General features: G+C 60.1%; 29 protein-coding genes and 1 tRNA gene. 13 read left to right on the forward strand and 17 right to left on the reverse strand.

Features of this window, described 5'->3' with window-relative positions; all coding sequences use genetic code 11:
* Nucleotides 1-84 precede the first annotated feature (84 nt).
* Nucleotides 85-951 (reverse strand): class I SAM-dependent methyltransferase, encoded by an 867-nt coding sequence (locus tag ISP19_RS12795; protein ID WP_204682778.1) that lies wholly within the window; start codon nucleotides 949-951, stop codon nucleotides 85-87.
* 166 nt (nucleotides 952-1,117) lie between these two features.
* On the opposite strand from ISP19_RS12795, the gene ISP19_RS12800 reads away from it, so the two are divergent.
* On the forward strand, nucleotides 1,118-1,579 hold the full coding sequence (locus tag ISP19_RS12800; protein ID WP_204682779.1) for a GNAT family N-acetyltransferase: 462 nt from the start codon (nucleotides 1,118-1,120) through the stop codon (nucleotides 1,577-1,579).
* Between the two features lie 13 nt (nucleotides 1,580-1,592).
* Here ISP19_RS12800 and ISP19_RS12805 read toward each other — a convergent pair whose 3' ends face one another.
* Nucleotides 1,593-2,480 (reverse strand): alpha/beta hydrolase, encoded by an 888-nt coding sequence (locus ISP19_RS12805; RefSeq protein ID WP_338082383.1) that lies wholly within the window; start codon nucleotides 2,478-2,480, stop codon nucleotides 1,593-1,595.
* Between the two features lie 788 nt (nucleotides 2,481-3,268).
* On the opposite strand from ISP19_RS12805, the gene ISP19_RS12810 reads away from it, so the two are divergent.
* Complete coding sequence (locus tag ISP19_RS12810; RefSeq protein WP_204682890.1) at nucleotides 3,269-4,402, forward strand: OmpA family protein; 1,134 nt, start codon at nucleotides 3,269-3,271, stop codon at nucleotides 4,400-4,402.
* A 128-nt stretch (nucleotides 4,403-4,530) separates the two neighbouring features.
* Here the strand turns inward: ISP19_RS12810 and ISP19_RS12815 are convergent, their stop codons facing one another.
* Entirely contained in the window at nucleotides 4,531-5,445 is a 915-nt protein-coding gene (locus ISP19_RS12815) for an aldo/keto reductase family oxidoreductase (protein WP_204682780.1), read from the reverse strand.
* Between the two features lie 118 nt (nucleotides 5,446-5,563).
* On the opposite strand from ISP19_RS12815, the gene ISP19_RS12820 reads away from it, so the two are divergent.
* Nucleotides 5,564-6,451, forward strand: coding sequence for a LysR family transcriptional regulator (locus tag ISP19_RS12820; protein WP_204682891.1), 888 nt, complete (start codon nucleotides 5,564-5,566; stop codon nucleotides 6,449-6,451).
* Between the two features lie 130 nt (nucleotides 6,452-6,581).
* Here the strand turns inward: ISP19_RS12820 and ISP19_RS12825 are convergent, their stop codons facing one another.
* Nucleotides 6,582-7,091, reverse strand: coding sequence for a GNAT family N-acetyltransferase (locus ISP19_RS12825; protein ID WP_204682781.1), 510 nt, complete (start codon nucleotides 7,089-7,091; stop codon nucleotides 6,582-6,584).
* Nucleotides 7,088-8,218, reverse strand: a complete 1,131-nt coding sequence (locus ISP19_RS12830; protein WP_204682782.1) for a DegT/DnrJ/EryC1/StrS family aminotransferase — start codon at nucleotides 8,216-8,218, stop codon at nucleotides 7,088-7,090. Before ISP19_RS12830 ends, ISP19_RS12825 begins: the two co-directional genes overlap by 4 nt.
* Before the next feature lie 214 nt (nucleotides 8,219-8,432).
* On the opposite strand from ISP19_RS12830, the gene ISP19_RS12835 reads away from it, so the two are divergent.
* On the forward strand, nucleotides 8,433-9,374 hold the full coding sequence (locus tag ISP19_RS12835) for a glycosyltransferase family 2 protein (protein WP_204682783.1): 942 nt from the start codon (nucleotides 8,433-8,435) through the stop codon (nucleotides 9,372-9,374).
* 200 nt (nucleotides 9,375-9,574) lie between these two features.
* On the forward strand, nucleotides 9,575-10,084 hold the full coding sequence (gene msrA, locus ISP19_RS12840) for a peptide-methionine (S)-S-oxide reductase MsrA (RefSeq protein ID WP_204682784.1): 510 nt from the start codon (nucleotides 9,575-9,577) through the stop codon (nucleotides 10,082-10,084).
* An 89-nt stretch (nucleotides 10,085-10,173) separates the two neighbouring features.
* Here the strand turns inward: msrA and ISP19_RS12845 are convergent, their stop codons facing one another.
* Nucleotides 10,174-10,758, reverse strand: a complete 585-nt coding sequence (locus ISP19_RS12845; protein ID WP_204682785.1) for a TetR/AcrR family transcriptional regulator — start codon at nucleotides 10,756-10,758, stop codon at nucleotides 10,174-10,176.
* 176 nt (nucleotides 10,759-10,934) lie between these two features.
* Between ISP19_RS12845 and ISP19_RS12850 the strand changes: the two genes are divergently transcribed.
* The 5 genes from ISP19_RS12850 (at nucleotide 10,935) to ISP19_RS12870 (ending at nucleotide 14,699) form a co-directional block, all read left to right on the forward strand.
* The gene (locus ISP19_RS12850; protein ID WP_204682786.1) at nucleotides 10,935-11,702 is read left to right on the forward strand and encodes an alpha/beta hydrolase; all 768 of its coding nucleotides are present in this window, start codon (nucleotides 10,935-10,937) and stop codon (nucleotides 11,700-11,702) included.
* Between the two features lie 494 nt (nucleotides 11,703-12,196).
* Nucleotides 12,197-12,685 carry a DUF417 family protein gene (locus tag ISP19_RS12855; RefSeq protein WP_204682787.1) on the forward strand — a complete coding sequence of 163 codons (489 nt, stop codon included), beginning with the start codon at nucleotides 12,197-12,199 and terminating at the stop codon, nucleotides 12,683-12,685.
* Nucleotides 12,686-12,774: 89 nt separating this feature from the next.
* On the forward strand, nucleotides 12,775-13,527 hold the full coding sequence (locus ISP19_RS12860; protein ID WP_204682788.1) for a GntR family transcriptional regulator: 753 nt from the start codon (nucleotides 12,775-12,777) through the stop codon (nucleotides 13,525-13,527).
* A gap of 6 nt (nucleotides 13,528-13,533) precedes the next feature.
* Entirely contained in the window at nucleotides 13,534-14,388 is an 855-nt protein-coding gene (locus ISP19_RS12865) for a sulfite exporter TauE/SafE family protein (protein ID WP_204682789.1), read from the forward strand.
* On the forward strand, nucleotides 14,385-14,699 hold the full coding sequence (locus ISP19_RS12870; RefSeq protein WP_204682790.1) for a DUF1634 domain-containing protein: 315 nt from the start codon (nucleotides 14,385-14,387) through the stop codon (nucleotides 14,697-14,699). Before ISP19_RS12865 ends, ISP19_RS12870 begins: the two co-directional genes overlap by 4 nt.
* Nucleotides 14,700-15,053: 354 nt before the next feature.
* Here ISP19_RS12870 and ISP19_RS12875 read toward each other — a convergent pair whose 3' ends face one another.
* The 3 genes from ISP19_RS12875 to ISP19_RS12885 are packed head-to-tail and all read right to left on the reverse strand — an operon-like array spanning nucleotide 15,054 to nucleotide 16,905.
* The gene (locus ISP19_RS12875) at nucleotides 15,054-15,992 is read right to left on the reverse strand and encodes an alpha/beta fold hydrolase (protein ID WP_239556770.1); all 939 of its coding nucleotides are present in this window, start codon (nucleotides 15,990-15,992) and stop codon (nucleotides 15,054-15,056) included.
* Between the two features lie 36 nt (nucleotides 15,993-16,028).
* A complete protein-coding gene (locus tag ISP19_RS12880) occupies nucleotides 16,029-16,529 on the reverse strand; it encodes an SRPBCC family protein (protein WP_239556771.1) in 501 nt (166 codons plus the stop codon).
* On the reverse strand, nucleotides 16,507-16,905 hold the full coding sequence (locus tag ISP19_RS12885) for an ArsR/SmtB family transcription factor (RefSeq protein WP_204682791.1): 399 nt from the start codon (nucleotides 16,903-16,905) through the stop codon (nucleotides 16,507-16,509). Before ISP19_RS12885 ends, ISP19_RS12880 begins: the two co-directional genes overlap by 23 nt.
* 293 nt (nucleotides 16,906-17,198) lie before the next feature.
* Here ISP19_RS12885 and ISP19_RS12890 point away from each other — a divergent pair, with 293 nt between their 5' ends.
* Complete coding sequence (locus tag ISP19_RS12890; RefSeq protein WP_204682792.1) at nucleotides 17,199-17,396, forward strand: hypothetical protein; 198 nt, start codon at nucleotides 17,199-17,201, stop codon at nucleotides 17,394-17,396.
* Between the two features lie 338 nt (nucleotides 17,397-17,734).
* On the opposite strand, the gene ISP19_RS12895 is transcribed toward ISP19_RS12890, so the two are convergent.
* A tRNA-Arg gene (locus ISP19_RS12895) sits at nucleotides 17,735-17,811 on the reverse strand.
* Nucleotides 17,812-17,988: 177 nt separating this feature from the next.
* Entirely contained in the window at nucleotides 17,989-19,893 is a 1,905-nt protein-coding gene (locus tag ISP19_RS12900) for a M61 family metallopeptidase (RefSeq protein WP_204682793.1), read from the reverse strand.
* A gap of 364 nt (nucleotides 19,894-20,257) precedes the next feature.
* On the opposite strand from ISP19_RS12900, the gene ISP19_RS12905 reads away from it, so the two are divergent.
* Nucleotides 20,258-20,905: an outer membrane protein gene (locus ISP19_RS12905; RefSeq protein ID WP_204682794.1), complete on the forward strand. Its 648-nt coding sequence runs from the start codon at nucleotides 20,258-20,260 to the stop codon at nucleotides 20,903-20,905.
* 190 nt (nucleotides 20,906-21,095) lie between these two features.
* On the forward strand, nucleotides 21,096-21,455 hold the full coding sequence (locus ISP19_RS12910; RefSeq protein WP_204682795.1) for a hypothetical protein: 360 nt from the start codon (nucleotides 21,096-21,098) through the stop codon (nucleotides 21,453-21,455).
* Between the two features lie 189 nt (nucleotides 21,456-21,644).
* On the opposite strand, the gene ISP19_RS12915 is transcribed toward ISP19_RS12910, so the two are convergent.
* From ISP19_RS12915 to ISP19_RS12940, 6 genes are all read right to left on the reverse strand, one after another.
* Entirely contained in the window at nucleotides 21,645-21,917 is a 273-nt protein-coding gene (locus ISP19_RS12915) for an XAC0095 family protein (RefSeq protein ID WP_204682796.1), read from the reverse strand.
* Nucleotides 21,918-22,419: 502 nt separating this feature from the next.
* Complete coding sequence (locus tag ISP19_RS12920) at nucleotides 22,420-22,725, reverse strand: STAS domain-containing protein (protein WP_204682797.1); 306 nt, start codon at nucleotides 22,723-22,725, stop codon at nucleotides 22,420-22,422.
* A 12-nt stretch (nucleotides 22,726-22,737) separates the two neighbouring features.
* A complete protein-coding gene (locus ISP19_RS12925) occupies nucleotides 22,738-23,940 on the reverse strand; it encodes a methyl-accepting chemotaxis protein (protein WP_239556772.1) in 1,203 nt (400 codons plus the stop codon).
* 16 nt (nucleotides 23,941-23,956) lie between these two features.
* Nucleotides 23,957-25,054 (reverse strand): protein-glutamate methylesterase/protein-glutamine glutaminase, encoded by a 1,098-nt coding sequence (locus tag ISP19_RS12930; protein WP_204682798.1) that lies wholly within the window; start codon nucleotides 25,052-25,054, stop codon nucleotides 23,957-23,959.
* 154 nt (nucleotides 25,055-25,208) lie between these two features.
* Nucleotides 25,209-25,793 carry a chemoreceptor glutamine deamidase CheD gene (gene cheD / locus ISP19_RS12935; protein ID WP_239556773.1) on the reverse strand — a complete coding sequence of 195 codons (585 nt, stop codon included), beginning with the start codon at nucleotides 25,791-25,793 and terminating at the stop codon, nucleotides 25,209-25,211.
* A gap of 68 nt (nucleotides 25,794-25,861) precedes the next feature.
* Complete coding sequence (locus ISP19_RS12940; protein WP_204682799.1) at nucleotides 25,862-26,740, reverse strand: CheR family methyltransferase; 879 nt, start codon at nucleotides 26,738-26,740, stop codon at nucleotides 25,862-25,864.
* Between the last annotated feature and the right edge of the window lie 97 nt (nucleotides 26,741-26,837).

A 26,837-nucleotide genomic window follows, 5' to 3' on the forward strand; every position in this document is an offset into this window, starting at 1 on the left:
GAGCCGTGGCGTCTCTTTCGCTGCGAGGGCGCGATTGTTTATCGCGAAAGTGCATAAACAAGACCTAAAAAAGCTATAAACAATTCAAGCCGCGTAGTTGCTGCTGAATACGGAAATCCTGTCGACATGCACGCTGCCGATCGGTGTCAGCCAGGTTTCGTTCGCCACCACGGATGTACATGGCCCTAGGGTGCACAGGCGGATAGGACGCTGCGCCACCTCTTTCGCCAAGCGCTGCAATACGCTCCGCAACATCATGCCGATGAATGGCGTATAGAGATAGAACACCGTACCGCTAGAGAAGTCGGCTGAACGCACGTCCTGGTGGATAAAGCTCGCATTGGCAAGATTCAATGCCTGGGCGCACTGCCGTGCACACGCGACGTAAGCCGTTTCCAGCTCGATGCCAACGCAATACGCCTTGGCGCAGATCGCCGCCAGCAGGGGAACATGTCCAAGCCCCGAACCGAGATCCATCAGCACATCGCTGCCGCTTAGCGACAGGCGGCGGACGGCATCAAAGATATGGCGCGCCGGCGTCGGCTGGTAGAAGACCATTTCCGGCGCCAGTGCGGCGATACCTTCAGCCGGCGCCTCGAATGCGAGCACGCCGCTTAGCAAGGCGTCCAGGTAATCGTAGCCTTGCCCGCTTTGTTGGTCGCATGATGCGCTGCCACCTGACGCCCACTTCAATAGTTCATCTGCACCACGGCCTTGCTGGATCTCGCGCCGGATCTGCTGATAGATCCGGCGATTGATCGCATCCAGCCCGTCATAGATCGCCTTGGCGCGGCACCGGACTTGCCCATCCTCGGCCCGGTCGTGCGCGTCGAGCAGTGCGTCATCCAGACGATCGAGCATCTCGATCCGCTGGCGCAGCCGAGCCGGCTCATGCAAGGAACGATCGCGTTCGCACGCGTCGAGCAGGCGTTGCATGGTGCTGCTATTCATCGGCCCGGAACGCCTCCGTTATCGGCACACCAGGCATGGCGCCTTTACGCCGCATTTGAACATCACCGAAGGATGGCATCCTGCGTGATATCGCCAGCGAAGGCTAAGCGAAAGCTCGCTCGTGAAAGCTGCATAGCGTAACGACCACCTTTCATTCGAGGCAGGCATGCATCCTCCGGTTACGGTACGACCTGTTGCAAAGGATGACTTTGACGCATGGAAGCCGCTATGGAACGGCTACAACGCTTTCTACGGCAGAAGCGGCGCCACCGCACTCCCGGATGACGTATCGCGCACGACCTGGTCGCGCTTTTTTGATGCTTACGAACCGGTGCATGCCCTGGTCGCGGAATGCGAAGGACGCTTGCTGGGGCTCGCGCGCTATCTTTTTCATCGCAGCACGACCCAGATCCAGCCGGTCTGTTACCTGCAGGATCTTTTCACCACCGAAGCGGCGCGAGGCCGGGGTGTAGGGCGTGCCCTGATTCATGCCGTGCATCAGCGTGCGGTGGAGATGGGTTGTCTGCGCCTCTACTGGCATACCCACGAAACGAACACCAAAGCCATGGCGCTTTACGACCAGCTCGCCGATAAATCGGGCTTCGTGGTCTATCGCAAAGCGCTATAGGCCGGGCTGGCGATCAGGCCGCCGCGCTGCGGCGCAACCAGTCGGCCAACTGCGCCAGCACCTGGTGACGTCCGGTCTCGGTCTCATTGAACAGTTCGTGGAACAAGGTATCGAAAAAGCGGCTGGTAAGCTGCTTGGTCGCCCATGCGCCATCAGCGAAAGCACGGCTGCCGGACGGATCAACCAATCGATCGCTGCCCGCTACCAAGAGCAAGGTGGGCACCTTCAGGCGCCAGGCGTCGGCGATGCTCGACGCACCGGCACGGAAAATGAAGTCCGCCATGCGCGGCGTAACGGCGCCGCTGCACAGCGGGTCGTTGCGATAGTCTTCAATCACCTTGGGATCGTGCGACAGGCCCTCCAGCGACAGGCCATTACGCAAGGGAAGGTTCGGCAGTACGCGCGTCAGTAGCGCGGCGAGGCGGCGCAACCAGGGGGCTTCGTAGGTGCGCAGCGCTGGCGAGGAAAGAATCAGCAGCGGCGGCTGGATCCAGTCGTCGAGGACGGTCCGCAACGCCACCGCGCCACCCATGCTATGACCGAGCAGCAAGGGTGGCCTGCCGAAGCCGGCGGCGTAATCCCGGTAAACCACCGCCAGGTCCCGCAGCAAGTCATCGCTCCGTTTGATCGCGGCCCGTTGCCCAGGGGTATGCCCGTGTCCACGCTGATCGTAGCTGCGGACCGCATAGCCCCGCGCAAGAAACCACTGCGCAAGCTGTTCATAGCGTCCGCTATGCTCGCCCAGCCCATGCACGATCAGCACGGCCTGATGCGCCGTCGGATTCGGCCAGTCGCGCAGATATAAAGCCTGGCCGTCCGGCATGGCCAACCACCTTGCCTCTGCCGGATCCGTTACGTGACGGTCATTCGCCATCGAGTGCGCTTGCTCTTGCTGTTCCATAGATCACCCTGCCCCTCAGCCTGCGTACCTTACCTCTGCGGCCCTATGCCGGGGAACTGTGCGGGCGCACGTGCCGCATATCGTGGCGTGCGATAGGGACGATATCGGTCTGGCAGGGTGCCTGGAAAAGCACTCACGCTGCGAAGAACAGGCATCCGGATGCAGCAAAGCTGCGCCTATCCATTCGCGGGTGACAACGACGCCCGCGCGCTATCGTCGCACTCGCCACCTCGTGGCAAATCGGGCGCGATGCAAAGTAAATGGGGGCATAGCCAAGCAATAAATGCGCCGAATATTCCGACGCATTATTCGCATCTAAATATCCCGTAAGCCTAAATACAGCCAGTACTCCATTACACCTCAAGTGATTATGCCAAGCCATTGCGGCGCATCACCGCGGATGGGTCTATATTAATGACCAGGCCCATGTGTTGTCGGCAAATTAACATAACTAGGCAGGCAATCTTCCGCTTTGACAACGATCTGTGAAGGGGATTTTCACACTTTCGAGACATGTCCCAGACGCCACGCGTTCACAATAAATACCGCGTTAAAAGTATTATCTCCCCCAGCTCGGGCGACATAGCTGGAGCTAACAGCGATTTTCGCTTCAGTTCAGAAGGAGAAGGAAAACTAAACCTACACGAAAGGCGGAGGGATTCGCAGGACCTTGGTGGAACTTGCCAAGCTGCTGGTGTTAAACAGGCCGCATCGGCTGCATGAAGCTGGCGGCGTTTCATCCTCCCCCGGATAAACGTCGATATCACATAAAGAGGAGACACCTCATGATGAAGCGTAGGAGTCTGTATTTTTTAGTTGCACTTGCTCTGGGCGGCGCCGGTGTCGTGCATGCGCAAGACAATACGTCTACTGCCGCGGGCAGTTCGACCAGTAATGACGTCACCAACACCAACTACGACGATCGCTGGTATATCGGCCCAATGGTTGGCTGGTATCACAACGACGCCAAGCGCTACACCAACCGCAATCAGATCTACTACGGTCTTGATGTCGGCAAGTTCATTAACCCGAACGTGTCGATCGATATCTTCGCGGACCGCACGGACCGCCGCTTCCGTAGCTCGGTCGATCCCGGTGGCCGCTGGGCAAGCAACAACATTGGCGTTGACGCGCGTTACTTCTTCCTCGATTGGGACGCATGGCGCCCCTACCTGGTCGGCGGCATCATGGCCAGCCAGCACATCAACTCCTTCGATCACAAGGTTGAGCCCGCCGCTGAAGGCGGTGTAGGCCTGTCGAAGACAGTCACTCCGAACATCGACGTCCGCGCCGAAGTCAAATACCGCTACGACTGGGACGACAAGACCTTCCCGCAGCGCAACGGCTATGGCGACGCCGTGGTCGACTTCGCAGTGCTGTTCCGTATCGGCCCGCCGCCGGCTCCTGCCGCGCCGCCTCCGCCGCCCCCGCCGCCGCAACCTGACTGCTCCAAGCAGTTCCGCAACGGCGTGAACCTGTGCGACAACAAGTGCCCGGATCTGCCGGAAGGCACGATCGTGGGTCCGGATGGTTGCCCGCAGAAGGTCGTTATCGATCTGAAGGGCGTGAACTTCAAGTTCGATCGTCCGAAGAAGGGCGAGACCAACATCGAACCGACGCTGGCCGTGCCGGCTTCCGATTCGATGGCGATCCTGGATCAGGCGGTGGACACGCTCAAGCGCTATCCGCAGGTGCACGTGACGGTCGCCGGCTACACCGACAGCGTGGGTACCCCGCAGTACAACCAGGGTCTGTCGGAACGTCGTGCGAAGATCGTGTACGACTACCTGACCGCGCATGGCATCGACCCGAGCCGCCTGGAAGGCCCGATCGGGCATGGCGAGAACGATCCGATCGACACCAACAAGACGGCAGCCGGTCGTGCGCGCAACCGTCGTACGGAATTGCAGGTCCAGCAGTAATTGGACAGTTGCAAAGCGTCACGAAAAAGCCCGGCTCCGGCCGGGCTTTTTCTTTGCCTACCGTGGCGACAACGACACCTATCCGACGCATCCTTGCGCTGACCATCGACCATCAGCTCACGAACAGTTCAAGCGCGTTGGCTGAGTGCGCCATGCTCGGAATGCTCTGCCGTCGGTTGCGTCGCAATGCCGTCCAGCATGGCCATCACTTCATCGGGCACGTTCAGATTGGCCGCGGCAAGGTTTTCGTTGAGATGCGCGAGGGAAGATGTGCCGGGAATAAGCAGCACGTTCGGCGCGCGGCGAAGCAGCCATGCAATGGCCACCTGCATCGGCGTCGCATCCAGGCGCCGTGCAACGTCCGACAGCACCGACGATTGCAGCGGAGTGAATCCGCCCAGCGGAAAGTACGGCACATAGGCGATACCATCGCGCGCCAGGCTGTCGATCAATGCATCGTCGTGTCGATGCACCAGGTTGTAGTGATTTTGCACGCATACGATCGGACAGATTTTTCGCCCCTGCTCGACCTGTGCGGCCGTCACGTTGCTTAGCCCGATGTGACGAACCAGACCTTGCCGCTGAAGATCGGCAAGGATCGAGAGCGGCGCCTCGATGGACCCCTCAGCCGGGCCATGTGGATTGATCATGATGCGCAGGTTCACGACCTCGAGCACATCCACGCCGAGGTTGCGCAGGTTGTCGTGGACGGCCTGCGTGAGCTCTTCGCGCGAGAAAGCCGGGATCCACGATTTGTCTTCGCCGCGGCGCGCACCGATTTTGGTAACGATCACCAGCTCATCCGGATAAGGCGCAAGCGCTTCCCGGATCAACTTGTTGGTGACGTGTGGACCGTAAAAATCGCTGGTGTCGATATGGTCTACGCCGGACTCCACCGCGGCGCGCAGGACGGCCAGTGCGGCAGCGTGGTCCTTGGGCGGTCCGAATACGCCGGGTCCGGCCAATTGCATGGCGCCATAGCCGAGCCGCTTAACAGCGCGGTCGCCCAGCACAAACACCTCGGATTTACGGGTCATGGACATCGTCAACCTCCTCTCATGGATAGCTGCAAAGCCTAAGCGTTGTTTGATCGCGCGATAAGAGCGCACAATCTGCACGACCCGTGCGGATTAGCGAACAATGAACGTCGATCTCAGCGACTTGAACGCCTTTATGTCGGTGGCCAGGGCCGGCGGCTTTCGCGACGCCGCACGGTCTGGGGGCATGAGCCCTTCCGGGCTGAGCGAAGCGGTGCGACGACTCGAAACCCAGTTGGGCGTCAGGCTGCTGAACCGCACCACGCGCAGCGTCGTGCCGACCGAAGCAGGCAGGCGCTTGCTCGATCGCCTGGGTCCTGCATTGGCCGAAGTGGAATCGGCGCTCGACGTCGTCAACAGTGCCCGCGACAAACCGATCGGCACCTTGCGGCTCAATGTGCCAGTGAGTGCAGCGCGACTGGTGCTGCCGGCGCTCCTCCCCGCCTTCCTCGCCGCGTATCCGGAAGTGCAGGTGGAGATCATTGCCGAAGACAGTTTTGTTGATCTCCTGACCTCCGGATGCGATGCAGGCATCCGCTACGACGAACGGCTCGAACAGGACATGATCGCAATACCGATCGGGCCCCGCGTACAACGCTTCGCTGTCGCGGCATCACCAGCATATCTCGACCGCCACGGACGCCCGCAACATCCGCAGGACTTGTTGTCACATGCATGTATCCGCGGCCGCTTCAGCAGCGGGATGATCAACGCATGGGAGTTCGAGCGCGCAGGCCAGCTGGTCAAGCTGGAGCCTTCCGGCCCCTTGATCGTCCGCATTGGCACGGCCACTGATCTTGGCGTCGACGCAGCGGTGGCCGGGGCCGGCATCATTTATCTGTTCGAGGATTGGCTGCGCCCTTATTTTGATCGCGGCCAGCTCGAACCTATTCTTGAGTCATGGTGGCAACGCTTCAGCGGGCCGTTCCTTTACTTCCCAAGCCGCCACCTGATGCCTGCGCCGCTGCGCGCATTCGTCGATTTCGTCAAGGCGACGAATCGGGATGAATGAGCTTGCTTGAAAAGCAGCGATAGCCAAATCGGATCGCCGAGCAAGATGTCTCAACCCCAGATGCTCAATGCGGAACAAGGACCAAGGCTCATCCGGCCGCGCAGGAAAGCGTTTCCGGACCTCTCACTGGTCAGGGGCCATCCGCCAGCTTTCGCTCCATGTGGATGACACTGTCACTTCGCTCGGTGACTTCGAACCGAAGACTTTCATAAAGCTGATACGCACGACTGTTGGACGCCTTGACCTCCAACCGAAGCCGATGGAGTCCGAGACTCGTTGCAGCAAGCAGAGAAAGCGCCTCAATGGCGGCGCGCATCAGTCCCCTGCCGGCGAATTCGGGAGCAACGATAAACCGACCTACTTCGGCATCGGCGTGCGCCAGGTTAACGTCGTACAGGGAAACCTGGCCGATACGCTGCCCGGATTCCAGCTCTTCGGCGATGAAGACGAAGTCATCGTTTTTATCCGCATAGCGGGTGAACCAAGCCACGTGATGGTCCCAGCTGATCAGCTCACCGGAAAAGAACTGTTGACGCGCCCCATCCCGGTTTCGCCACTCAAGCGTCGCTGGCAGATCGTCTTCCTGCAGAAGGCGTAGCCTGATCGGACCATGTGAAAATGGCGGGATCGGCTGCTTCATGCCTTGGCGTATTGCAGGATGATGTCGCTGATGGTGTGCACATCCTTGCGCGTGACGCCCATGTGCATCGGCAGCGACAGGATTTCACTGCTCGCGGCATGCGCCTGAGGACAAAGACCGCTGAACTCTCTGTACATGCGGTATTCGGTGTTGTCCCGGTAATGCACGCCGGGGAAGATGTCGTGCTTGTTGAGGATCAGGATCATCTCGTCCCGGTTCGCGATGCGGATCTGAAAGAGATGGCGCGAGGATTCGCAACCTTCCGCCATGGGAATCAGGCCAATGTGCTGGTGGCCGCCAAGCCTGGCTTCATACCATTTGGCCAACTGGTGTCGATAGGCATTGTCCGCGTCCAGGTATTTGAGCTGCACCAGGCCGATCGCGGCCATGATGGAGTTTCCATGGTACTTGAAGCCGACGTCTTCCACGTCGTACATCCATTTGTAGGCGCCATGGGACATGGTGCGGGCGAAGGTGTCCTTGCTGATGCCAAGCCAGCTCAATTTACGCGCTTGTACATCATCTTCCTCGTGCTTGAAGCAGACCATGCCGGAATCCGCGGTCGGCAAATTCTTGACGGCCTGGAAACTGAAAACGGTCGCGTCGGCGTCGCCGCATACGTGCCTGCCGTGAAGACGCGTTCCCGCCATGTGGGCGGCATCCAGAATCACCTTGATGCCGCGCCCGTCGCACAGCTGGCGCACCCGTTCATACTGGCCGACGTTACCGCCGATGCCGACAAAGACCACGGCACGCGTGCGCTCGGTGATGTTTGACAGAATGCTCTCAGGATCGAGGCAGAGTGAATCGTCGACATCGGCGAATACCGGCTTGAGCCCGGTGTGCACGATGGCGTGATTGGTCGATACGAAGGTCAGCGGCGTGGTAATCACCTCATCGCCGTCACGCCACTGATGGCGGTCCTTGAGAATCTTGAAGGCGAGATGCAACCCCACCGTGTTCGAGCTTACGAAATGCGCATTCGGCAAGCCGGTGTATTCCTTCCACGCATCCTCGAACTGCAAGGTCTTGAAGCCGCTGCCGGTCCAGCCCTTTTCAAGGCATTCCCTGATTTCAAGCAGGCATTCGTCCACGCGAAAACTCGGCACAAAAAGCTGAACTGACATCTGCCACTCCGACCATTCGATTCAAAGGCGGTAGCAAACCCGCCACACGCCATTAAATTGACGTCCGGGTAGCTAGCAGCAATTAACATGCCAAGCTTCAACTCTGGCTTTAGTTCGATGTAGAGTGGCCGAAACAGGGCTACCGATGAATCAGCATGCTATCGATGGGTTCTGGATAGCGGGCATTGACTTGGCTTGGACGGAGTAACTCCACATGGCGACGGGAACAGTGGGCACCGATCCACTGGTGAGCATTTTGATTCCTACCTATAACCGACCGCGCTATTTTGAAAAGGCGCTGAAGTCGGCTTTGGTACAGAGCTACAAAAACATCGAAATCATTGTCGGTGACGACAGCACCAACGACGAAACGGAAAAGCTGGTGCTCGCGTATCGAAAGGTCGCCAAGAACATCAAGTACGTGCGCAACAAACCCCGTCTTGGCGGCATCGGCAATTTCCGTAAATGCATGGATCTGGCGCGCGGCCAGTTCATCAATTACCTGATGGACGATGATCTTTTCCATCCCCAGAAAATCGAGGTGATGATGAAGGTCATGCGCAGTGACAAGGATGTTGCGCTGGTCACATCATCCCGCGTGTGCATTGATGAAAACGACGTCGCGGGGGAGGAAGTCGGCGGCCTTAACCTGTATCTGAACGAAAGCAAGTCCTTTAATGGCGCCGAGGTTGCCAACCTGTGTCTTCGGACAGCCCACAACCTGATCGGCGAACCAACCACGGTCCTATTCCGGCTGTCGATGCTGACAGAGCCTTTCGGGGTGTGCGCCGGTCGCCAGTATGGGTGCAACTCGGATATGGCCTCGTGGGTCGTGCTGATGAGCAAGGGCAAGATCGCTTATATAAAGACTCCCTTGAGCTTTCTAAGAGTTCATCAAGCACAGATGTCCAATACATTCCACATGTATTGCCATGGTGTATCGGACATGCTGCATCAGCTTTATGTGGCGGAACAATTTGGCTTCCTGCTTGAAAAGGACGAATTTTTAGCTGGCGCCGAAAGGGTGATGCACCTGATGCCGAAGCTCGTCAAAGACGCGGGCACCAGCAACCAGGGGCAGCTCCTGGCTGAATCCGGACTCATGGAAAATTTTGCGCGCGTCATGGAGAAAGTCAGTCAACTCACGCGCGCGTAACGCATCGGGTTGTGTTCGCCGACCAGTCACTGCGTGGCAGACGAACGTACCTACCGATGCGCTCACGGACATCCCGCAGCAAGCATCGCGCATGGCTCGCCTGCCCGGCTGGAATTTTTCGGATATCGTCACCATATGGCCTTTTCACAGGCACATCGGTGATTCCCGATGTTGAAACAGCTTCTGATGAGGTACCCCGTATGAACAAGCCAAGCGAAACGGCCGTCCTGGCGGGCGGGTGTTTTTGGGGCATGCAGGATCTGTTGCGGCGCTATCCGGGCGTACTGTCCACGCGCGTGGGCTACACGGGTGGTGACGTGGCCAATGCGACGTATCGCAATCATGGCACGCATGCCGAGGCGATCGAGATCGTGTTCGATCCGGGCCAGCTGGACTACCGCCGCATTCTCGAATTCTTCTTCCAGATCCACGATCCAACCACCAAGAACCGCCAAGGCAACGATGTCGGCATGAGCTATCGCTCGGCCATCTTCTATCTCGACGAAGAGCAAAAGCGCGTCGCGGAAGACACCGTGGCCGACGCGAACGCCTCAGGTCTGTGGCCAGGCAAGATCGTGACCGAGATTGCGCCCGCCGGCCCCTTCTGGGAAGCAGAGCCGGAACATCAGGATTATCTGGAACGCTATCCCGACGGCTATACCTGCCACTTCATTCGGCCGGATTGGAAGTTGCCCAAGCGCGCTTCGTGACGCACCAGCGGAAGCGACCGCCGCGGGCAACGGCCAACGGCGATTCAACATGGTTTGCCCGCTTGCCGGAACGGCCCGTATCGAATTGCCTATGGCCGGCTAAGTTGTGCAATGGCGTCATTGGCCACGTCCTTGAAGAGCTCGGCATTGCCATAGGCTCGTGCAGCCAGCATCGCGCCATAGATGAGAGACACGAGCAATTTGGCCTCCGACTTGGCAGTGCCCCTGAGCTTGAGCTGTTTGCTTTTGGCGCCTGACGCAAGCACCTCTTCCAGCCACTTGTCGAAGTTTTCGAAATACGCGCGCACCTCCTGCGCCACTTCGTCTGGTAGCGCGGGAAGCTCCGCACCCAACATGCCGGCAACGCAAAACGGTGCACTGTCGTCCGCGATGCACCGTTCCCAATAACCGACATAGGCTCGCAACTGCGTCAATGCATCGGCGCCGCTCGCCTGCAAGGTCAGCAGGTCGGTATCGAACATCTCGCGATGTTGCCTTACCACCGCAATGGCCAGATCCGTCTTGGTCGGGAAGTGGTGATGGATGCTCGCCTTGCGGATGTCGATGGCGTCGGAGATGTCGGCATAGCTAAAGCCGCTGTAACCACGCCGCATGATGAGTTGGCGCGCTGCTTCCAGGATCTTCCCGGCGGTGATTTCTCCACTGTTGGTCATGCAAATATCTACCATCTAGTTGGTCGGATACGCGTAAGTGTATATCCAGCAAGGGAAAATCGCCAAGGTGAGAAAGTGCTTGCAGCTTATCCTACCAACTAGTAGGATGGCAAAGCCAGGCAAGCAAGGCCTGCCGAAGCCTTCTCGATCCCTCAACTGACTTCTGGAGTACGAACATGAAAACCGCATCCCGTGTAAGCCGTATCGCCGCCGCACTCGCCCTTTCCTTTGCCGCCGTGGGTGCCCAGGCCGCTACGGCGGCGCCGGTCAAGAACATCGTCCTTGTCCACGGTTACTTCGCCGATGGCTCGGGCTGGCAAGCCGTATCCGATATCCTGACCCGCGATGGCTACAAAGTCTCCGTCGTACAGGAGCCGGAAACCTCGTTCGAGGATGACGTCAAAGCAACCACACGCGTGATCGATGCGCAGGACGGCCCAAGCATCCTGGTCGGACATAGCTACGGTGGTGCAGTGGTCTCCCAAGCCGGTAATGACGCCAAGGTTGCCGGTCTGGTCTATGTGGCAGCGTTCCAGCCGGATACCGGCGAAAGCGCCATGGTGCTGAACAACAAGATGCCGTCCGCCACCAAGGCGATCAAGGCAACCGCTGATGGCTACCTGTATCTGGATCCGGCTCAATTCCATCAGGACTTCGCTGCTGATCTTCCTGCCGATGAAGCGAAGTTCATGGCGCTTTCCCAGGTTATGCCAGCAGCCAAGTCCTTCGGTACGCCAATCACCGCCGCCGCGTGGAGGATGAAGCCGAGCTGGGCTGTTGTCGCCACTGCAGACCGCGCGATCAATCCGGATCTCGAGCGCTTCATGACCAAGCGCGCCGGCAGCAAGACCATCGAGATCAATGCGAGCCACGTGGTCTATATGTCGCACCCCACCGAGGTCGCCAAGCTGATCGAACAAGCTGCAGTTGCGTCTGGCAAGTGATGAGTTACCTGGAGTTGCTCGCTTGCAAGGCTCATGCTGATGAGCGCCTTGATGCGGAACCGGGAAATCCGGCATTCCGCATGGCCAGGCGATGGCGAACGCTCGCCATCGTCTGGCTCCACTTTCCAAGCAAGCAGTGGATGCTATGCAAGCGGTCTAAGTGATTTTGTTTGGACGCGCCGCGCCGCGTGTCCCTCCTGTGTCCCTGGTTAGTTATGTCCGCAGTCGAAAGCGGACATGGTTTTGCTCTCAACTCATCTAAGACCCGAGAGCACTGCCTGGCTTGAATGCGCTTGACATAGAGACATCATGATGTCATGATGTGTACATACAAATAAAGGACTGCCGTGATACGCCCATCCCTCCGGGTCGGATGGTTCGCGGACGCCCAACTGTCTGCGTGAAGACCGAATCACAGAACAGTTGGCGCAGGATCGACCTGAATACCTTGCCCGCAGTATCTGCGCGGCGGCAGACGAGAGAAGAGGTTACGTATGCTTAAAGAGTTCAACATCGCCGAGAGAGGCGAAGGCTCCTATTGGCTGCTTGCCATTCTCAGATGGGTGATGGTTCTGATTTTTATTTCGTTCGGCATACAGAAATTCACGCCGCAATCGGCACATGGTATCGCCGTGTATATCTCCAACAGCCCGTTTGTTTCCTGGCTATCCATATTCGGAATTCGGGGTGAGGCTAATCTGCTTGGTGTTGTTGAGCTGACAACGGCAGTGGCGCTTGCTGCTGGAGCATTCATCCCCGTTCTGTCGGCCATCGGCTCCTTGATGGGTGTCGGCACTTTCATGATCACTTGGTCGTTTTTCTTCACGACACCAGGAGTCGTGACATGGAGCCTGTCCACGGACCCCATAGCGTGGAACCTTGCCGGAGAATTTCTATACAAGGACATCGTGCTTCTTTGCGTTTGCCTCGTATTGTTTTTGGCATCCCTGCCGAAAACGGTTGTTCGTCTTCGAATAAACTGAGTTCCGCCATGCCCGCCAAGCTTTTCGTTGACACCAAGCAGGTGGCCAACTAGGTATTCGTCGATACCCCAAAGAGGTCGCGTCTCAGCATGCCCGAAAGCCCTTCAACGCGTCTGCCGCTTTACGCCCAGATCGAAGATGTTCTCGCAGCCCGTATTTCGAGCGGCGCGATGCCGGTTGGAACGCAACTTCCATCGGAAGAGGAACTGAGCCGCGAGTTTGGCGTTAGCCGGACCACCGTCCGCGTGACGATTCAGAACCTCGTACGGCAGGGCCTGGTGGAAATCAGACGTGGTCGAGGGACATTTGTGGCCTCGCCGAGAATGGTTCAAGAACTCGCAGAGTTGACCGGCTTCGTTGAGGATATGCGGGCCTTGGGCCGAACACCCACCGCCCGCGTGCTCAGTCGAGAGATTGTTCCGGCCGCCTCGCTCGTCGCAGAGAAACTTGCCGTTCCTGCAGGAACAGCGGTGGTGCAAATTCGGCGCGTGCGATTGTCAGACGGCGTGCCACTCTCGTTCGACGAGACCTATCTGCCGGAGCAACTCGGCCGCAGGGTGATAACCGATGACCTCGCCAAAGAGCCCATCTTCACTCTGCTGGAAGAGCGATACGACACTCCGCTGGTCGAGGCTGAATATGTTCTGGAAGCCACCGTGGCTGATCCCACCGTCGCGATGGCGCTGGAAATTCCCGTCGGCAGTCCGATCTTCTTGATCGAGCGAACTTCTTACACCTCGGGACATCGCGCCGTCGACTACGAAAGGCTGTATTACCGGGGCGACTACATTCGGTTCAAGACACGCTTGGCCCGACGCCGAGTTCCTCCTGGCCAGAAGTGAGATTGCATGTTGGCAACATCTGTTCCGGGACTCTTTTGTATCTCGGTGGGCGCGAGCGCCCTGGGTGGGGCGCTCGGAATGAGCAGCGGCATCTTCATCGTCCCTATCTTGACCCTCATCGCAGGTGTGGATGTTCGCGTCGCCATTGGTGCCAGCATCGTTTCCGTGATCGCCTGTTCCTGCGGTAGCGCTGCGTCGTTCCTCAAGGAGCGTCTTACGAACGTGAGGCTCGCGATTGTGTTGGAGACAGCGACCACCCTCGGAGCTGCGAGCGGCGTGCTGCTTTCCGGTGTCGTTCCGGTTTCAGTTCTCTATGCGGTATTCGCCATGGTGCTTCTGGTTTCCGCTTGGCAGATGCTGATGCGCCGAGGGAACGCCGCTGCGCATCCTCATGACGGACCGAACGATGGGTGGGTGCGCCGGCTTGACTCTGTCTATCCAGACCGCGCCATCGGCGGCGATGTGGCCTATCGGGTCGAGCGCCTGACGGCGGGCCTCGCCTTGATGTACGGCGCCGGGCTGCTGTCCGCGCTACTTGGGATCGGCAGCGGTGTACTAAAGATCCCGGCCATGGACACCGCGCTTCGCTTGCCGATCAAGGTCTCGTCCGCGACGTCGAACTTCATGATAGGTGTAACGGCAGCCGCGAGCGCAGGCGCCTATTTCATCCGCGGCGCGATCGTGCCGACGATCGCGGGCCCCGTTGCGCTAGGGTCGGTCGTCGGTGCACTTCTGGGCGCACGCCTCCTGGTGCTCATCTCGCCGAACAAACTTCGCTTGGTCTTCGTAGCCGCGCTGCTGGTCTTGGCGATTCAGATGATCCTCGCAGCGGTGGGCGTACGCAGAGTCTTTGGGGTATGACGACGCCGATGTGCAGCGCTGCTGATCGATTGAACAGCCGCTTGGCGTGGCTCCTGAGCCGTGGAAGCGGGGTGTCATGCTGGCTCATCGCGATCGGGATGGTGCTGCGCACGTTTGCCGCAAGCGCACGATCGGGAGCTGATCGTCTTGTCTCAACCGGAATCGTCCTGTTGATTGCGCTCCCGACCATTCGCGTCGCGACGATGGGTGTGTGCTTTCTTTTTCGCCGTGAATTCGACTTCGCTCTGATCGCTGCTCTTGTCCTCGCGATCTTGGTTGCATCGACTTTGCTCGGCGTTGCTGCGGGATGACCGCAGTGAGGCACTGAATGAATCGATCGACGATTGGTTCGACGCACATCTGTCCGGCAAGCAAACCTCGGGGACAAGGTTAAGCAGACGTCGATGCTCGGCGGCAGGGTCAAAGCGTCCACGATAGTGCCCAAAGGCCGCCCTACGTCCTCACCTGCAATGTCTGTTTTGGGTGAAAGCGGACGCTATGCGCAAGAGTAAGCTGGTACAGCCCTGCCTGTTTGCATCGAGTTACTCCTTTATTCCTTCATGGACCATCACGTGTCCGCGGTGGCAAGTCCGATTGTTCAGAACATCGAAGGACTCATGCAACTCTCACGCGCTGTGATAGCTCCGCGAGCGCTTCGCGGGCCCCTAACCTGCTGCCTTCAATGCAACTCCGAGGAAGCGTTCGACGATCCCCGACAGCATCGGCTCGACGGGGAGTGTGTAGTGGGTGGTATTCGGCAAGATGGCGAGCTCGTTTGCGGGCCGCAGGGAGCCATCGATCCCGGCATCGCGCTGGCCGCCTCCCAACGCCTTCCAGAACTCGACCATGTGTTCGGGCCGGATGGCGTCAGCGTCGGCAAAGACCAGCAGTGTGCGTGCCTGAAGCTTGGCGACGTCGGCGCTCCAGTCGAAGGGGCGTTTGGTCAGGTCACCAACCTTCCTGAAGAGGTTGGTCCAATCGACATCGGGATAGGCCTTCCCTAACGGCGATGCCTTTACGCCAGGACCGAACGTGGCAGCGTTGGCCTCCAACTGCTTGAAGGCCGCCACCACCTCCGGATAAAAGCCGTCCTGCCTCATTGCCGCGGACACGAGCACAAGCCGGTCGACCACGTCCGGATGGCGGATGGCGGTCTGCAGCGCGACGCTGGCACCCAGCGAGTAGCCCATGACGTCGGCCTTGCCGAGGTTCAGATGGCCGATCAGCGCGGCAATGTCATCGCCCATCGTTTCACTGCGCAGTGGCCTGTCCGCGTCTGGCGTGCGCCCATGTGCCTGGAGATGGGGAGCGATCACCTGCCGGCCCGCAGCCAGTTCGGCCAGATTGCTCCCGAAGCTGTCCGGGTCGATGCCACCGTGGAGAAGAATGAGCGGCTTGCCGGCGCCATGCACGCTGTAAAAGAGATGCTGGCCATTGACGTCGGCAAAATGCTCGTTCGAAGTGGCAAGAGTCTGCTTGGCTTGAACGCGAAGGGCCGCGGTCAGTACTGCGGTCGCCATGGCAGTCTTCAGGAAATCGCGTCTGAGCATATCGTCCTCACGGGGTGCCGAACGGTCCAGCGCGGGGGTGACCGTGTGTTTCATCGTCACCCCTTCCATGCGCCGGTGACCGCGGCGTGGTCACGATCCGCCTGCGAGCAACTCATCCAACTGCGCGAACTGTTCGGGTAGGCCTTCCGCCGAACCGGCGAGGGCTTCGTCGAGGGCCTCCGTTGTTGGGTAGCGTTCGTGCAGGGTGACCCGCGTTTTGCCGGCATTTTCTTCGAACGTCACCGTAGTCACGGCTCCCTGATCGCTTTCTTCGTTCGTCCATACGAGACGCTTGTGCGGCGTTACTTCTTTGTACGTGCCGAAGAACGTCATCGGTTGATCGAAGGCCGGATGGCGGAACACGAGGAGATACGTGCCCCCGGTGCGAATATCCATGTCGCACGAGAGCAGCGACATACCCGCCGACTTCGGAACCCACCACTGTTTGAACAATTCGGGTTTGCTCCACGCTTCGAAGACGATGTGCGCCGGGGCATTGAACGTTCGCGTCACGACGAGTTCGAGGTCGGACTTGCGTTCCACAACGGTGCGGTTCATGGCGGCGGAACTACTTTCTTTTGCTTCTGGCATTTGCCCTCTCCTTGCGGTTCAAGTGCTCGACAAGCTTGTCCAGCGCGTCGAAACGTGCGCTCCAGAGTTCGCGGTGCCGCTCGATCCATGCGGCCTCTTCTTCCAGCCGGCGCAGCCCGAGTTTGCAGGTTCGTACGCGTCCAACCTTCTCCGTGATCACGAGCCCCGCCTGCTCCAAGATGCTGACGTGCTTCTTCATGCCCGTGAGGGTCATCTGAAACCTTTGGGCAAGGTCGGTGATTGAGGCGTCTGAACCCCCGAGCTGCTCCAGCACGCCGCGTCGGGTGACATCGGAGAGCGCGGCGAACGTTGTATCGAGGCGGGTTTGATAGTGAACCATATGGTTCACTGTAAGGCGCACTTGGGTGATTTGCAAGTGGATGACCCTACGGGCGCAAATCGCACGTAGCTCCTCTACCGCTCTGAACCCAAACTGCGCATGTCGAGCGCGGGCAAAGTTCCGACCGGCGGCTTTGTGGCAGCCAGGTCGAGATGTCGGATGACACCTCAGGGTCGGAAGCGAACGTCCGGATCTCTCACGCATCGGCAACGGAAGCTTCCGACGCCCACAGGCGGGGCACATAAAGTGCAGGCCGAAGTCATCGAGGTTTGGCTCAGCCTCGGTCTTAAACTCAGCGAACCCGATCTCTGAATACAAGGAGCAACGAGATGAAGCTCACGACTATCTCACAGCTCACCCTCGACGGAGTGACCCAGGGCAACGATGCCACGAGTGACGAAGATCGCAAAGGGGGATTCGAACGCGGCGGATGGGCAAAGGGGGCTGGCGACGACGCGACTCGCGATCACATTTTTGCGACCTGCCTGCGCGCTGACGCGTTCCTTTTTTGGGCGCAGAACGCATGACCTGTTCCTCGAATCTTGGGGCACGATTGAGTCCATGCGGCATCACCCTGTCGGAGAAGCACTGGAGTCGAAGCCGAAGTACGTCGCGTCTAGAACATTGACTGATCCGGTAGGCATGAAGGACGGAGCAGTCCTAGAGATTCCCTTGAAATTGTAGGCCGTACGCGATGGAGGGGAGTCAATCGGCTTGCGCGAAGCACAAACCGTGATCGACGAACGGCATCGCTGCCGCCGCAGAAGCAGGTTAGGTGGACAAACTTGCTGGACGTCCATCGAAGTTTGTCCAAAACGGACAAACTATGCTGGATCGCGCAATAGCGACGCCGCATCAAGAGAAATGGCGCGCCCGGAGGGATTCGAACCCCCGACCAATGGCTTCGGAAGCCACTACTCTATCCGGCTGAGCTACGGGCGCGTGGTGTGCTGCGCGCTGGATGGGCAATCCGAAGGATGCGGGCCAGCGGCGAAGCGGGAGTATAGCGGAGTTGGCGGAGGCTCGCCCACGCATGGCGTTTTTCGCGGGCGCAGCGGCTCACCCAGGCACTCCCTCCCGCGGCGGTCGCCGCAGGAGAGAGGCAGGAGCTCGCCTGGATCAGCGGGCCTTGATCAACTGGCTCAAGGTGTCCGGCTTGCTGGTGTCGCGTTCCAGATGCGGATACTTCAGGCCGCCGTGGTAGTCGATGCGCACGGTCTTGTACTCATCGAAGTTCTTCACCAGCAATTCGATCGGCTGGCTGGTGTCCTTGGCCGCGGCGGTGACGGCATCCTTCATCACATCCGGGTCATAGCTCTGGCCGTTGACGGCGACGATCGTCATGCCGGGCGAGATGCCGGCATTGAAGGCCGGGCCATCCCACAGCACGTCGCTGATGGCGCCTTCCTTGCCGATCGACAGACCCAGCGAATAGGTGAAATCGGCTGTGTGGCGCAGGGCTTCGACGGCCTTGATCACGTCGGACGGCTTGTCGTTGTAGACCAGCTTCCAGCCGTGCGCTTCCAGACCGCCGGTCAGCGGACCGTGACCATCCAGACGCGTGCGCAGATAGCTGGCCCAGTCATACGGCGTGATGTCGTTGAGCGTCTTCACCACATCCTCGAAGGTGTAGGTGTCGACGTCCCACGCACCGGGATTCACGCCAAAGAAGGCCTTGGCGAAATCGTCGATGTTCTTCTTGTTGCCGGTCAGCTCGCGCAGCTTGCCATCCACATCCAGCCAGATCATCTCACCGGCCGAGTAATAGTCTTCGCTGGCCTGGTAGTTGCGATAAGGCAGCGGACGACGCTGGGCGATGGTGGGATCGTTGGTGGTGTCCTGCACATTGCGCCAGCTGGCCAGGCCCGGGCGGCCCTTGTCATAAGTGGCGGCAACGGCAGCGATCATTTCGTGGTACTGGTCGCTGCTCCACAGGCCCGAACGCGCGGCCACCACCTGGCCCCAGAACTGGGTCTGGCCTTCGTAAACCCACAGCAGCGAATCGCCCATCGGCACGTTGAAATTCGGCGTGGCGAGGTCGGCGCCACGGCGGTATTTGCCGTCCCAGGAATGGTTGAACTCGTGCGACAGCAGATCGCGCATCACCCAGGTCTTGTCCCACTCGGTGAAGTAGCCGGTGGGCGTGCCGTCTTCGCTGGAGCGATGATGTTCAAGACCGTTGCCGCTCATCTTGTCGCTGAGCGAGAACAGGAAGTCGTAGTGGTTGTAGTGATGCGCGCCGTACAGCTTGTACATCTGCTGCACCAGATTCTCGTGAATCTTCAGCTGCTCGGGCGTCATCACCAGGTACTTCGGATCGTCCGCCACGATGTCCATGTGCACCGGCGTGCTCGCGCCCGGATCGAGATCCACGCGCTTGAAGTATTTGCCGGCATAGATCGGCGAGTCGACCAGGTCGTCGTAGTTGATCGGCTTGAAGTGCACGGTGCCGCCGTCCTGCGAAGCGACTTCCAGTGCCGAGCCGAACTGCCAGCCGGCCGGCAGCGTGACGCTGGGCTCGGTCTGAATCTGGCGCGCGTAGTAACCGGCCGGATAAAGCGTAACGGTGTTCCACTGCAGGTTGAGCATTTCCGGCGTCATCACCACGCGACCCTGGCGCACGTCCTGCGGTGACAGGTACTGGAACTCGACGTCGAGCGAGCTGACGCCCTGCGGTACGGTCACATGGAAGGCATAGACGTTGTATTCGTCACGCGTCCACGGCAGCACCTGGCCGTTGGCTTTCACCACCAGGCCGGCGAACTTGTCGATCGGACCACTCGGCGAGTGATTGCCGGGGATCCATTGCGGATAAAGCAAGGTGAGCGGACCCGCTGCCACCGGCACAACTTCGTGCACGCGGAACACGCGATGGGCAAGATCGGTGGCATCCACATCGATCTTCAGCGTGCCTGCGCTGTAAGGCACGTTCTGCGGTGCGGGTACATCGTCCGCATGAACGGCGAAGGCGGTGCATCCCAGCGCGGCGGCGAAGATGGCGGCAGTAAGCGGGTGACGTTTCAAGGTGTTCTCCTGTGCGGCAAGCGGCCTCGGCCGCGCTCACAAAAGTGAACACGGCATTAAGTATCCGATGCTAGCCAGCTGTGCAGGTCGCGCTCCCCTGCCAGAGGTCACAGACTGAACGGCTTTCCGGTATCGGCCCGACGCTGGCCGATGGTTTCCAGAATCAGCCAATTCCTTAATTTTCGTAGGAGATCGCGGGGTTGTTCGCGACGGTTAAAGCTGAACAACAGCTTCCGCGTAGAAGGTTGCGGAAAGTTTGAAGTAAGAGAGATGTTACAATGTTGTTACATCGCGTATCCCCGCGCGATCCGCACAGTGACCTCCCCATCCTGTGTCGGCCAATAACAAAGAGATGGAGTCCTCCATGAATAAGCTAGCCCTCTCGGCCGCTGTGGCCGCCCTTGCCCTGTCCCCCGTCCTGAGCCAAGTGGCCCATGCGGACGACGCCAGCACCACCCCCACCTACGGTTCGAACGTCAATCCGAACTGGCAGGACAATTTCTTCGTTGACGGCAACCTGGGCCAGACCCAGGCTCGCGCCGGCGAGCTGACCCACAACAACAGCGTGTTCCAGAACGTCCGCTTCGGCTGGCGCTGGAACGGCATCGTGGGCGCGGAAATCGGCTACGCCTACCTCGGCCGCCCGAAGGCTGATATCGGCAATGGCTTCGGCTCGTTCTCGGCCAAGCCGCAGGCCGCCACCATCGGCCTGAACGCCAAGTACAACTTCTACCAGGCCTGGTACGTCACCGCGCACGCCGGCTACATGCGCTCGCGCACCGAGCTGGCCCTCACCGCCGGTGATTTCGACAGCCGCTACAAGACCTGGAACAACGGCCTGTACGCCGGCCTGGGCGTCGGCTACGACGTCACCAAGAACGTCAGCCTGGCGCTGAACTACGACAACTACCGCGTGCAGGCCGGCAACGAGACCAGCCCGTACTACGTGGGCGTCGGCCACATCCGCACCAACGTCGCGGCCTACTCGGCTTCGGTGGAATACCGCTTCTAAGCAAGTCCGTGGCCGCTGTGCGCCCCCTGCGCAGCGGTCCAGCTTCGCAAAATCCTCCGAGGCGACTCGGGGGATTTTTTATTTATATATGCCAGTCGTCTACCTGACGCACCCCTAAAGTTTCCCAGTCCCGTCGCCGATACCTCTTTCAAGCCGCTCTGCGCGCTCACCTCGGCCTAAGGACTGACATATGAAATCTCTCATCGCTGCGACCGTGCTGATGGTCGCCCCCATCGCCGCTCACGCATGTGCCTCCAGTGATTTCGCCATCCAGGACGTCAAAGTCTCGGCCATCGGCAATGGCATCGGCACCCGCCTGAGCGTGAAAGGCAAGCTCGTCAACAACTGCTCCACCGCCGCCGCTGCGCAAGTGCGCCTCGACGCGAAAGACGGCTCCGGCAACGTGCTGTCGTCAAGGGAAGGGTGGCCGGCCGGCACCACCAATATCAGCCCCGGCCAGTCGGTCGACTTCGACCTGGGCCGCCTGCTCCACTACCAGGCGGACATGCAGAGCTACTCGCTCACCGTGGTTGACGTGCGCGCCTGGTAAACCTGTTTTTCTGTGCGTGTGTGAACCTGCCGGCGGCACGCCCATGTCGCCGGCTTTTTTTGCGCGCGGTAGCGAAGCGTAGGTTGGGTTAGCGCAGCGTAACCCAACGATGGTTATCGCTTCGATGAAGTTCCGTTGGGTTACGCTGCGCTAACCCAACCTACCCAACCTACGCCGATCTTCGCGTGGTCAATGCCGCATCGGGCTGCGAGGTTCGATGTGGTGGCGCTTCTCTAAATGCTCCAGCGCCTCACCGATCAATCTGCTGATGAGCTGGAAGGTGAGTTGCATTTCCCAGCGGGGAATCATCACGGTGCCATCTTCGTCGGTGTGCGACTCCTCGTCGCTGCCTACGTTCGACATGATCATCAGCAGGCGCTGAAGATTTTTTAGTTCGATGTAGTCGTCTTCAGACAATAGGTAATGCTTCAACCCGAACGGGTCGATGTAGGTGCTTTCCATTGCGGCGCTCCACGGGTTTAGGTCGCCCGCGCATTGCGCGCGGGCGAAGGGACTGCAGGAAAAAATCCTGCTCGTTTCAGCGGAATGGCCAACTTCCGCTAGGACGATTACCCACTTGGGCCCGACGCCGCGCAGTTTGAGCGGCGGTGAAGTAGCGCTAATGTCGGCAAGGCGGGGGCACGCGTAGGCGTGCGTGCCGTAAAATCGGGGATAACCATGACTAACTCCTAGTTAGTTTGTTGTGGCCAGCGGGTCGTTTGGGTCTGTCCCCCAGGCGATCCGCGCTACTTCTCTAGTGTCGGGCGTGTCGTAGTCATCGCAGGGATGGGCACGCCCGACACCCATACGATTGCATAAGCAAGATCGATGGTGTTCAAGAATGGGCGAATTTGTGGCGATGGAAAATTCGTCGCGTTTGCGCCGCTCTCCCTACTTGCCGTGATAGCTCCCTCTCCCCGGAGGGGAGAGGGAGCCAATGCTTGCAAGCGCGATGCAGCTTGGATCAGTGCAGCGTAAAAAGCTTATCGAAGCCAGCCACTTTCAAAGTGCCGCGCAACGAACTACTGGCATTGACGATGCGAATCTCAGCGCGATCGCCACCCGCGTGCTCACGCAGCAACATCAACATGCCAAGCGCGGAGCTATCCATGCTGTCGACCTCACCCAGGTCGATCACATAGCTGCGCGACGGCTTGCGGCCACCCAGGCAGGCTTCGTGGAATTGGCGATGTACGCTGAAATCGAAGTGGTTGCCGAACTGCAGGGTGAGGCAGTCCTGCTCCATATCGTGTTGAACATTGAGACTCATGGCGGTCACTCCTCAGAACAGTTCAATATCGCCGGCATCCATGCTGTTCTGCAGCGCCGGACCGCGTGAACGGATGCGTGCCTTCTCGCGCTGCAAGGCCAGGCGCTCACGCACGCGCTCGGAATGCTGGCGCAGTACCTGCGCATCCACCGGCTCGCAGGCCAGGGTCTGGATATCGCGCGTGGTCTCGGCCACTACGCCCTGCAACTCGACCAGGCGCGAGCGCGTCTGATTGAGCAGCTGGCTGAGAATGTCTTCGAACTGCAGCGAGCGGATGGTGGTGGAGACGTCATTGCCCAGGCCACGATTGATCTCGACCACTTGGTCGGCGACAGCGTTGGTGCGTGCATCGCTTTCGGTGACGTGCGCCATCATCGCGTCGATGCCGCCCTTGGCGGAGAGCGCCACGTTCAAGTCCTGCGAAGCGAGTTCACCGATCAGGCCGCGCACTTGCTCCATCGCGATGCGGGCACGCTCGACGTGACTGCCGATCTGTTCGTTGAACTGATTGGAATGGCTGGCCAGATTACGGATCTCGCCCGCGACGACGGCAAAGCCGCGCCCTGCTTCACCCGCGCGCGCCGCTTCGATCGCGGCGTTGAGCGCCAGCAGGTTGGTTTCCTCGGCAATGGTGTTGACGTTCTTCAGCAAGGCGAACACCGCGTCCATTTCTTTGGACATGCCGTCGATGCGATAGACGATGCGCAGGCTTTCGCGCGAAAGCTGCACGATCAGGCCTACGAAGTGTTCCAGCAGATCGCCGGTGCGCGCGGCAAAGTCCTGCACCGACACGCCGCCGTTCTGCACGCCGATGATCTGCTTGAGCAGCGATTGCTGCATGCCGGTCTTCTGCGACAAACCATCGAAGCCGCCGCCGAGCTCGGACACCGCATCGCGCAGCAGGTCCAGTGCCTGATGCAGTTCGCGCGAGGCATGGCCAAGCTCATCGACCAACGCGCCGCGGATATCTTCCAGCGCTTCGCGTACCGGCGTGCTGTCCGGTTCTGCGGTGGTTTCCACCACGATCGTGGGGGTCGCCAGCCGCCGGCATTCGAAGATCCACACCGCGCAAAGCGCGGTCACCAGCAGCGGCGCCATCCAGAGCGGATTCCAGAACAGGCACAGCAGCAGCGCGACCAGGCTGGCGCCGATGCCGATGAGTGGACGCGGAGCGGCGAAGGGCCGGGCAGCGACGTGGGGCATGTTTACGGACATAGGATGTTCCGATATGTCAGGAAGCAGCGCGTCGTGCGCTGACAATGGGTTGTTGCGCCAGCACCAACAGGCGTGCGGCGATTTGTTCGAGCGGCAGCTTTTCGTCGGCGGCGCCAAGCTTCCAGGCGGCGCCCGGCATGCCCCAGACCACGGAGCTTTCTTCGTCCTGCACCAGGGTCGGCGCGCCGCTTTCGCGTAGTTCGAGCAGTCCGCGCGCACCGTCGTCGCCCATGCCGGTCAGCAGGCAGCCGATGGCGGCCGCGCCGATGCTGGCGGCGGTGGAGCGGAACAGCACATCCACGCTGGGCTTGTGCCGGTTCACTTGCGGGCCGTCGTGCAGGCGGCACACGTGCTTGGCGCCGTCCCACATCACCAGCAGGTGCTCACCGCCGGGTGCGATGTAGACGTGGCCGGGCTGGATGGGCTGGCCATCGCGCGCTTCGCTCACGCGCATGGCCGAGCAGTTGTTCATGCGGGCAGCGAACGGGCCGCTGAAAGCCGCCGGAATGTGCTGGGTGATGACGATCGGCGGGGCATCCGGCGGCATCGCTTCCAGCAATACACGAATCGCTTCGGTGCCACCGGTCGACGCGCCGACGGCGATGATGCGCTGGCTGCCGCGCGTGCCCGGCGACTGCGAACGCGGCAACACCGCATCGGCGGAAAGGCGTGGCGCCACATCCAGTTTCTGCACCGTGGTGTAGGCGCGCGGACGGGTCAACGCGGCCATCTTCACCTTGGCGCAGATTTCCTGCGCGCTCTCGGCAAAGCAATTGGCCAGATCGCTGGACGGCTTGGTGAAGAAATCCACCGCGCCGATTTCCAGCGCGCGCAAGGTGACCTCGGCGCCGCGTTCGGTCAGCGAGGACACCATCACCACCGGCATCGGCCGCAGCCGCATCAGGTTTTCGAGGAAGGTCAGGCCATCCATGCGCGGCATTTCCACGTCGAGCGTGAGCACGTCGGGATTGAGCTGCTTGATCTTGTCGCGCGCAATCAACGGATCGGCAGCCACGCCGACGACCTCGATGCCCGGATCGGAATCGAGCATGGCCGACAGCAGCTTCCGCACCAGCGCGGAATCATCGACTACCAGGACGCGAACTTTTTCCATTGCAACCTTCCCGCTTAATGCTTCGGTCTTCAATCAGGAGCGAAGGGTGAGTAGCGAGGGCTGCGGACCTGGGCGTCGCATGCCCCCTGTATTGACATACGCGCTCGCGCCCCCGCCACTCATCCTTCGCTCCCGCAAACGCCAGGGAGCCGGATCAAAACAGCTCCACTTCTCCCTTTATCGGATCATTTGCCAAACGCTTGAGGTAACGCTGCTCGTTGGCGGCCAGTTCGGCGTCGCGCTGGGTGCGCAACTGGCGCACCCGGATCCGCCCGCTGACCGGGAAAAACTGCAGCTGGCGCGGGTAGATATCGCCCACGTCCGCGGCGGCCAGCGGCAAGCCTTCGGTTTCCAGGTAACGCTTCACAAACGAGATATTGCGCTGCCCCACGTCGGTCATCTGGGCCAGCACGCGGCCGCCGCCGAAGATCTTCACGCTCAGCGCGTCACGCCGGCCGCCGGCTTTGAGGATGGCGTTGATCAGCTGCTCCATCGCATCGCTGCCATAGCGCGCCGCACGGCCGATCGCCGACGACCAGTCATTACGCTCCCCGGTCATCGGCTCGGGCAGCATGAAATGGTTCATGCCGCCGATACGCCGTTCGTTGTCGCGGATGCAGGCCGACACGCAGGAACCGAGCACGGTGGAGACCATTTCCTCCTGCGCGCTGACGTAGAACTCGCCGGGCAGCACTTTGACGGTCATGCAGCCGTGGGTGGGATCCCAGTATCGGCGCATATGCTCGAAACCAGGCAAAACGGGGGCCGCTGAATTGGGCGCAACGGCAACGCCGGGCATGGGAGCAGTCATGACATACGTTTTCGATAGACAGTACGGCCGACCAGTTCGAACGAATCGCTAAGGCCGTACATCGATTCGGAATGACCAAGGAACAGATAGCCTCCCTGCTCCAGCAAGCCGGCGTAGCGTTCGAACAAACGCTGCTTGGTCGGCTTGTCGAAATAGATCACCACATTGCGGCAGAAAATCGCGTCGAACGGGCCGCGCATCGGCCAGTCGTGCAGCAGGTTGAGCGGCTGGATGGTGACCAGTTCGCGCAAGCGCGGATGCACTTGGGCCAAGCCTTCGTAAGCGCCTTCACCGCGCAGGAACCAGCGGTTGCGGCGTGCATCGCTGACCCCGCCCATGCGTTCCATCGCGTAGGTTCCGGCCCGCGCGGTTTCCAGCGCCTGTGGCGAAAGATCGGTGGCCAGGATGCGTGCATCGACCTTGCTGCCGGTGCGCTCCAGCGCTTCGGCCAGCACCATGGCCAGCGCATAAGGCTCTTCGCCGGTGGAACAGCCGGCTGACCAGATGCGCAGGCGTCCACTCTGTTTCTTCGCTTCCAGCCAGCGCGGCAGCAATTCCTCGACCAGCAGATCGTAGTGATGCATCTCGCGGAAGAAGGACGTGACATTGGTGCTGATCACGCTGGCCAGTTCGCCCAGTTCACCGTCAGGATCCCGGCGCAACAGCTCGCAGTAGCCGCTGAAGTCTTTCAGGCCCAGTGCGCGCAGGCGGCGCAGCAAACGTCCCTGCACCAGCTGCCGCTTCTGTTCGCCCAGCGAGATGCCGCAATGCTGATAAACGAAGTCGCGCAGGAACTGAAAGTCGGCGTCGCCCAACGACAGGCTACCCGTGCCCGACGCGGCGGGATTCAAATCGCTCAGGGTTGCCGTCGCCATTGCTTGAAACTCCGCCCATTCGGCGACTGCTGCGGTCGCCTTTGTCTACATAAGCCGCATCTTTGTCGAAAACCGGGTGGTGGTTGCTCGCACGAAA

Source organism: Dyella flava, assembly GCF_016904955.1.
GTDB classification, from domain to species: domain Bacteria; phylum Pseudomonadota; class Gammaproteobacteria; order Xanthomonadales; family Rhodanobacteraceae; genus Dyella_B; species Dyella_B flava.

Excerpts from the sequence above, each read along its gene's own strand:
- ISP19_RS12875 (WP_239556770.1), bottom strand. The coding sequence starts at position 15,992 with ATGAAACACACGGTCACCCCCGCGCTGGACCGTTCGGCACCCCGTGAG.
- ISP19_RS12880 (WP_239556771.1), bottom strand. The coding sequence starts at position 16,529 with ATGCCAGAAGCAAAAGAAAGTAGTTCCGCCGCCATGAACCGCACCGTT.
- ISP19_RS12845 (WP_204682785.1), bottom strand. The coding sequence starts at position 10,758 with ATGACCAACAGTGGAGAAATCACCGCCGGGAAGATCCTGGAAGCAGCG.
- ISP19_RS12910 (WP_204682795.1), top strand. The coding sequence starts at position 21,096 with ATGAAATCTCTCATCGCTGCGACCGTGCTGATGGTCGCCCCCATCGCC.
- ISP19_RS12855 (WP_204682787.1), top strand. The coding sequence starts at position 12,197 with ATGCTTAAAGAGTTCAACATCGCCGAGAGAGGCGAAGGCTCCTATTGG.
- ISP19_RS12890 (WP_204682792.1), top strand. The coding sequence starts at position 17,199 with ATGAAGCTCACGACTATCTCACAGCTCACCCTCGACGGAGTGACCCAG.
- ISP19_RS12835 (WP_204682783.1), top strand. The coding sequence starts at position 8,433 with ATGGCGACGGGAACAGTGGGCACCGATCCACTGGTGAGCATTTTGATT.
- ISP19_RS12850 (WP_204682786.1), top strand. The coding sequence starts at position 10,935 with ATGAAAACCGCATCCCGTGTAAGCCGTATCGCCGCCGCACTCGCCCTT.
- ISP19_RS12925 (WP_239556772.1), bottom strand. The coding sequence starts at position 23,940 with ATGTCCGTAAACATGCCCCACGTCGCTGCCCGGCCCTTCGCCGCTCCG.
- ISP19_RS12830 (WP_204682782.1), bottom strand. The coding sequence starts at position 8,218 with ATGTCAGTTCAGCTTTTTGTGCCGAGTTTTCGCGTGGACGAATGCCTG.
- ISP19_RS12915 (WP_204682796.1), bottom strand. The coding sequence starts at position 21,917 with ATGGAAAGCACCTACATCGACCCGTTCGGGTTGAAGCATTACCTATTG.
- ISP19_RS12825 (WP_204682781.1), bottom strand. The coding sequence starts at position 7,091 with ATGAAGCAGCCGATCCCGCCATTTTCACATGGTCCGATCAGGCTACGC.
- ISP19_RS12865 (WP_204682789.1), top strand. The coding sequence starts at position 13,534 with ATGTTGGCAACATCTGTTCCGGGACTCTTTTGTATCTCGGTGGGCGCG.
- ISP19_RS12930 (WP_204682798.1), bottom strand. The coding sequence starts at position 25,054 with ATGGAAAAAGTTCGCGTCCTGGTAGTCGATGATTCCGCGCTGGTGCGG.
- cheD (WP_239556773.1), bottom strand. The coding sequence starts at position 25,793 with ATGCGCCGATACTGGGATCCCACCCACGGCTGCATGACCGTCAAAGTG.
- ISP19_RS12810 (WP_204682890.1), top strand. The coding sequence starts at position 3,269 with ATGAAGCGTAGGAGTCTGTATTTTTTAGTTGCACTTGCTCTGGGCGGC.
- ISP19_RS12920 (WP_204682797.1), bottom strand. The coding sequence starts at position 22,725 with ATGAGTCTCAATGTTCAACACGATATGGAGCAGGACTGCCTCACCCTG.
- ISP19_RS12800 (WP_204682779.1), top strand. The coding sequence starts at position 1,118 with ATGCATCCTCCGGTTACGGTACGACCTGTTGCAAAGGATGACTTTGAC.
- ISP19_RS12870 (WP_204682790.1), top strand. The coding sequence starts at position 14,385 with ATGACGACGCCGATGTGCAGCGCTGCTGATCGATTGAACAGCCGCTTG.
- ISP19_RS12805 (WP_338082383.1), bottom strand. The coding sequence starts at position 2,480 with ATGGAACAGCAAGAGCAAGCGCACTCGATGGCGAATGACCGTCACGTA.
- ISP19_RS12905 (WP_204682794.1), top strand. The coding sequence starts at position 20,258 with ATGAATAAGCTAGCCCTCTCGGCCGCTGTGGCCGCCCTTGCCCTGTCC.
- ISP19_RS12795 (WP_204682778.1), bottom strand. The coding sequence starts at position 951 with ATGAATAGCAGCACCATGCAACGCCTGCTCGACGCGTGCGAACGCGAT.
- ISP19_RS12815 (WP_204682780.1), bottom strand. The coding sequence starts at position 5,445 with ATGTCCATGACCCGTAAATCCGAGGTGTTTGTGCTGGGCGACCGCGCT.
- ISP19_RS12860 (WP_204682788.1), top strand. The coding sequence starts at position 12,775 with ATGCCCGAAAGCCCTTCAACGCGTCTGCCGCTTTACGCCCAGATCGAA.
- ISP19_RS12940 (WP_204682799.1), bottom strand. The coding sequence starts at position 26,740 with ATGGCGACGGCAACCCTGAGCGATTTGAATCCCGCCGCGTCGGGCACG.
- msrA (WP_204682784.1), top strand. The coding sequence starts at position 9,575 with ATGAACAAGCCAAGCGAAACGGCCGTCCTGGCGGGCGGGTGTTTTTGG.